The organism is Tahibacter sp. (assembly GCF_032229445.1).
In the GTDB taxonomy this organism is placed as follows: domain Bacteria; phylum Pseudomonadota; class Gammaproteobacteria; order Xanthomonadales; family Rhodanobacteraceae; genus Tahibacter.
Window position 1 is genome coordinate 1 of sequence record NZ_JAVTWC010000105.1, and the last position, 5621, is coordinate 5621.

7 protein-coding genes are annotated in these 5621 nt (G+C 64.7%); all 7 read left to right on the forward strand.

Annotated elements, in window-relative coordinates:
* Positions 1-187 precede the first annotated feature (187 nt).
* Positions 188-649 (forward strand): CreA family protein, encoded by a 462-nt coding sequence (locus tag RUU78_RS19120; protein WP_313919177.1) that lies wholly within the window; start codon positions 188-190, stop codon positions 647-649.
* Between the two features lie 2 nt (positions 650-651).
* A complete protein-coding gene (locus tag RUU78_RS19125; RefSeq protein ID WP_313919178.1) occupies positions 652-1911 on the forward strand; it encodes a class I SAM-dependent methyltransferase in 1260 nt (419 codons plus the stop codon).
* Between the two features lie 76 nt (positions 1912-1987).
* The gene (locus tag RUU78_RS19130) at positions 1988-2245 is read left to right on the forward strand and encodes a CopG family transcriptional regulator (RefSeq protein WP_313919179.1); all 258 of its coding nucleotides are present in this window, start codon (positions 1988-1990) and stop codon (positions 2243-2245) included.
* Positions 2245-2676: a TA system VapC family ribonuclease toxin gene (locus RUU78_RS19135; protein WP_313919181.1), complete on the forward strand. Its 432-nt coding sequence runs from the start codon at positions 2245-2247 to the stop codon at positions 2674-2676. Before RUU78_RS19130 ends, RUU78_RS19135 begins: the two co-directional genes overlap by 1 nt.
* A 148-nt stretch (positions 2677-2824) precedes the next feature.
* Positions 2825-4135, forward strand: a complete 1311-nt coding sequence (gene gshA / locus RUU78_RS19140) for a glutamate--cysteine ligase (protein WP_313919183.1) — start codon at positions 2825-2827, stop codon at positions 4133-4135.
* Positions 4126-5082: a glutathione synthase gene (gshB, locus tag RUU78_RS19145; RefSeq protein WP_313919184.1), complete on the forward strand. Its 957-nt coding sequence runs from the start codon at positions 4126-4128 to the stop codon at positions 5080-5082. Before gshA ends, gshB begins: the two co-directional genes overlap by 10 nt.
* Positions 5061-5621, forward strand: a 561-nt coding sequence (locus RUU78_RS19150; RefSeq protein ID WP_313919185.1) for an FAD:protein FMN transferase, incomplete at its 3' end; no start/stop codon positions are given. The genes gshB and RUU78_RS19150, both read left to right, overlap by 22 nt.

Consider the following 5621-nt stretch of genomic DNA (forward strand, 5'->3'; position numbering starts at 1 on the left):
AGCGCCATTTGGCGCAGCGGGCGCGCCGCGGTTCGCCGGTCGGCCAGATCAGCAACGTAACGCTGGAAGCGTATCCGGAGTGATCGGCGGCGAAGGACGGCGCTGATCGACAGGGCCGTTCGCCGGGACGTGGTGCTGGCATGTGCAAAACAGAAGGGGAAAGTTGATGGCCAAGAGGAAATGGAGCGTGGGCAGCCGGGCGACCGTTTGTGGCGCGCTTGCCCTGTGGAGCACGCTGGCGCAGGCTGATCAGGTGGGTTGCGTGACCACCGAATGGAAGCTGATCGGTGCCAATCACCGGATTTGCGTTGAGAGTTTTGCCGACCCGAAGGTGCCGGGAGTGACCTGCCACGTCAGTCAGGCGCGAACCGGCGGTGTCAGCGGCTCGTTCGGTCTGGCTCAGGATCCGTCGCAGTTCTCGCTGGCCTGTCGGCAGACGGGGCCGATCACCTTGCCGGCGAAGCTGCCGAAAGAAGCCACGGTCTTCGCCGAAGACACTTCGATCCTGTTCAAGGAGACGCGTGTCGTCAGGATGTGGGACGAAGCGAACAAGACGCTGGTCTACCTGGCGATCAGCCGCAAGCTGATCGATGGCGCGCCGGCGAACAGTATTTCGACGGTGCCGGTCATGCCCTGGGGAACTCGCTGACGGTGAGCCGTCCGCCGAAAACAGTCGAGTCTCCGCCGTCGACTCCACCGACGCACGACATCGGCCGCCTCGGACAGGTGTTCACGCCGACGGCGGTCGTCGACAGCATGCTTGCGCTGGTGCGCAACCGTGGCCGGGTGCTCGAACCGGCTTGCGGCGACGGCGTTTTCCTGCAGCATTTTCCGTTTGCGGTCGGTATCGAGATCGATCCACGGCATGCGCCGCCGGGGGCGCGCGTGATGGATTTCTTCGACCTGTCGGAGCGCGAGTCTTTCGCGACGATCATCGGCAATCCGCCGTACGTGCGCTACCAGGACATACCGGCCGCATCGCGTGGCCGAGTCAGGCGCAGCGTTCTCGACGGGCGCGCCAACCTGTATCTGTTCTTCATCGAGAAGTGTCTCAGGCATCTGGCTCCAGGCGGTGAGATCGTCTTCATCACGCCGCGCGATTTCGTCAAGGCGACCTCCGCCGTGCCGCTCAACCGCCTGCTGCACGCCGCAGGAACGATCACGGATTTCGTCGAACTCGGCGATTCCCGGCTGTTTGACGGTGCCACGCCGAATTGTGCGATCTGGCGGTTCGAGCTCGGCAACTTTTCGCGGTTGACGCGCTATGCCGCCCAGGGCTTTGCCGACGGCATCGCCGGCCTGGGGCGATTGCAGTGGGAGGAGCGCCACTTCGTCGAGAGCGGTGGTCACCTCTTGTTCACGCGCGGCGACTATGCGCTGCACCTGACGGATATCGCTTTCGTCAAGGTCGGCGCCGTGTCCGGCGCCGATGATCTTTACGCCAGCGAGGAGTACGGGAATCGCAGTTTCGTCTACTCGGGGACGCTCGCCAGCGGGAAGACGCGCCGGATGCTCTGGTGCGAGCCCGGCGAAGCGCCGCCGGCCGTCTTGCTGCCGCACAAGACTCGCCTGATCGCTCGCCGCATCCGGCCGTTTGACGAATCCAACTGGTGGCACTGGGGACGTGGCTACCATCAGTCGACGCAGCCACGGGTTTACGTCAACAACAAGACACGCCGCTCGCGGCCCTTCTTCGTGCATCGCTGCAATCACTATGACGGAGCGGTACTGGCGATTTTCCCGCGCGACCCGGCCGTCGATGTGCGGGCGCTGGCCGAGGCGCTGAATGTTGTCGACTGGGAGGACCTCGGTTTCGTCTGCGACGGCCGTTTTCTCTTCGCCCAGCGCAGTCTCGAGCAGACGCCGCTGCCTGAGTCGTTCCGTGCCTTCCTGCCGGGCGGTGGCTCATGACTGTCGCCATCGTTACCGAGCGAGTGATGTGCTAGAGTCAACGCATCACCTCATCAACCATACAGGGCGTTCGGGTATGAGAACCACGTTGGATATTGACGAGGACGTGCTCGCGGCGGCCAAGGAATTGGCCAGGCGGCAGCGGGTGTCGGCTGGTCAGGTTGTCTCTCAATTGCTGCGCCGAGCGCTGACCGGCGAGGAGCCGCCGGCATTGCCTGCCGGCAGCGTTGGCGGGAGCGTCGTCCCGGTGGCGGGATTTCGGCCCTTTCCGGCCGGAAGTGCGGTGGTCACCAACGACGATGTCAACGCCCTGCGGGAGATTGAGGGGGTGTGATGCGGGCATTGTTGGATGTGAACGTCTTGATCGCACTGCTCGACGGTGGCCATCTTCACCATCGCCTTAGCCGCGGGTGGCTCGCGCGGCACCTTGATGCCGGCTGGGCTTCGTGCCCATTGACCCAGAACGGGTGTATTCGCATCCTTTCGCAGCCGGCTTACCCCAATAGTGTGCCGGTGGCAAGAGTCGCCGAACGGCTGGCCGAGGCCGCGCGAGACTTGGCCCATGCCTTCTGGCCGGATTCCATCAGCTTGCTGCAACCGGATCGGGTGACGTGGGACCGGCTATTGAGTTCCCGACAGGTGACCGACGCCTACTTGCTGGCCTTGGCGGTGGAACGGGGAGGGCGATTGGTCACGCTGGACCGTGGCGTTCCTCTGGCTTCCGTGCGAGGAGCACAGCCCAAGCATTTGGTGGTGCTGTCCTAACTCACTTGTCGCTCGACTGGATTCGCGCAAGAAGCTAGGTAGTCCAGTTGGTTTCACGTTCGATGGCACTACGTTCTGCCATTCTGGCGGCACCGGCCGCAAAGCATTTTTGGCGCCCGAAGAGTGCCGCTGAAGAGGAGACAAGCTCATGGTTCCACGCCTTACCACTGCCTTCAGCGGTCCCCTGCTCGAGATCGAGCGCTGTTTCCTCGAGGCCATGCCGACGATCGAACGCTGGCTGCGTGGGCAGTGGCAGGAGCACACGGCGCCCTTCTATGGGTCGGTCGACCTGCGCAATTCGGGTTTCAAGCTGGCGCCGATCGATATGAACCTGTTCCCGGGCGGCTTCAACAACCTCGACGCGAGCTTCCTGCCGCTTTGCGTGCAGGCGGCGGTGACCCTGATCGACCGCATCTGCCCGGACGCCAAGCGGCTGCTTCTGATTCCCGAGAACCACACGCGCAACCTCTTCTACTTGCAGAATGTGGCGCAGATTGCCGCCATCCTGCGCCTGACCGGGCTCGATGTACGTATCGGCTCGCTGTTGCCCGAGATCGTCAAGCCGACTCCCGTCGGGCTGCCCGATGGTACGACACTGCTCCTCGAGCCGCTGGTGCGCAGCCGCCACCGGCTCGGCCTCGCCGGGTTCGAACCCTGCGCAATCCTGCTGAACAACGATCTCTCGGCCGGCATCCCGGAAATCCTGAAAGATCTCGACGAGCAGGTGGTACTGCCCCCGCTGCATGCCGGCTGGGCCGTACGCCGCAAGTCGAACCACTTTGCTGCCTATGACCAGGTCGCGGGCGATTTCGCCAGGCTGGTCGGCATCGACCCGTGGCGGATCAACCCCTACTTTTCGGTGTGCGACAGCGTCAACTTTCACGAGCGCCAGGGCGAGGATTGCCTGGCCGCCAATGTCGATGCGGTGCTCGAATTGATCCGCGAGAAGTATCGGCAGTACGGTATCGACGAGACCCCGTACGTCGTCGTCAAGGCAGACGCCGGCACCTATGGCATGGGCGTGATGACGGTCAAGGACGCCTCGCAGGTGACCGGCCTCAATCGCCGGCAGCGCAACAAGATGTCGGTGATCAAGGAGGGTCTGGCGGTTTCGCAGGTGATCATCCAGGAGGGTGTGCACAGCTACGAGGTGGTCGGCAGCGGCAAGCAGGAAGGTGTCGCCGAGCCGGTCGTCTATATGATCGACCGCTTCGTCGTCGGCGGTTTCTACCGTGTGCATAGCGGCCGCGGCCGCGACGAAAACCTCAATGCGCCGGGAATGCACTTCGAGCGACTGGCTTTCGAAACCAGTTGTTCGCTGCCCGACCAATGCCAGAATCCCGATGCGGCCCCGAACCGCTTCTATGCCTATGGTGTGGTTGCCCGTCTGGCGCAACTTGCCGCGTCGCTGGAGCTCGAACGGACGGCGCCGGTGGCGGAGGAATTGGCATGCGCATAGCATTCGTCGTGGACCCGATCGGGTCGCTCCGGGCCTACAAGGACAGCAGCGTTGCGATGATGCGTGCAGCGCAGGCGCGCGGGCATGCGGTCTGGGCGGTGCAGCAGGAGGCGATCCATCTCTCGCCTCTGCATGGTGTCTGCGCCGAAGCGGTGCACCTGGAAATGCTTGCCGACGACCACGACTGGTTCGTCGAAATCGACCGGCACGTCGTTGCGCTGCGCGACTTCGGCGCCGTCGTGATGCGCAAGGATCCGCCTTTCGATATCGAGTACGTGACCACGACGTGGTTGCTCGAGCGTGCCGAAGGCGAAGGCGCGCGCGTCTTCAATCGACCGCGGGCACTGCGCGATCATTCCGAGAAACTGTCGGTCGCCGAGTTCGCCCGCTTTGCGGTGCCGACGCTGGTGGCACGCGAGGCTGCCCTGATCCACGCCTTCATCGACCTCGAGCGCGACACGATCCTCAAGCCGCTCGACGGCATGGGCGGCAGCCAGATCTTCCGCGTGCGCGACGATGACGCGAACCGCAACGTCATCGTCGAAACGCTGACCCGCGACGGCGCCCGCACGATCATGGCGCAGCGCTATATCCCCGAGATCGTCGATGGTGACAAGCGCATCCTGCTCGTCGGCGGCCAGGTCGTCCCGTGGTGTCTGGCGCGCATCCCGAAAGCCGGCGAGACGCGCGGCAACCTCGCTGCCGGTGGCACTGGCGTGGCTCGCGAACTGACCGCACGCGACCACGAGATTGCCAGCACGCTGGCGCCGGTGCTGGCCGCACGCGGCCTGCTGCTGGTCGGTCTGGACGTGATCGGCGACTGGCTCACCGAGATCAACGTCACCAGCCCGACGTGTATGGTCGAGATTGCCGAACAGACCGGTTTCGACGCTGCCGAGATGTTCGTCGCGGCGCTGGAGCGTGCGTGCGCGGTAGCAGCCGTCTAGGCCTGCTGCTCATTTTCCTCGGCGCTCTGGCCGCTTGCGGCCGGGCGCCGTTGCATCATCAGGAAGCCTTCGTTTTCGGTACGCGCGTCGAGGTACTGATTGCCGGCCTGCCCGAGGCGCAGGCACGGCCGGCGGCCGCCGCCGTGCTGCGCGAGTTCGACCGCCTGCATCGTACGTACCACGCCTGGAAACCCTCCGAACTGAGCGAGCTCAACGCAGCTCTGGCGGCTGGCCGGCGGCTGGCCGTGACGCCGGAAATGGCGACGCTGATCGCCGACGCGCAGCGCCTGGCGCTGGCCAGCGAATACCTCTTCGACCCGGGAATCGGTCGCCTGGTCAGCCTCTGGGGCTTTCAGTCCGACGATCTGCCGGCTGCGCTGCCCGACGCCGGGGCACTGGCTGCCTGGCGCGCAGCGCGCCCCGGCATCGCCGATGTGCAGCTTGACGATCATGTTGCCGCCAGCCGCAAGCGCGAACTGGCCCTCGATTTCGGCGGCTACCTCAAAGGTGTCGCACTCGATCGTGCGGCGTCCATCCTC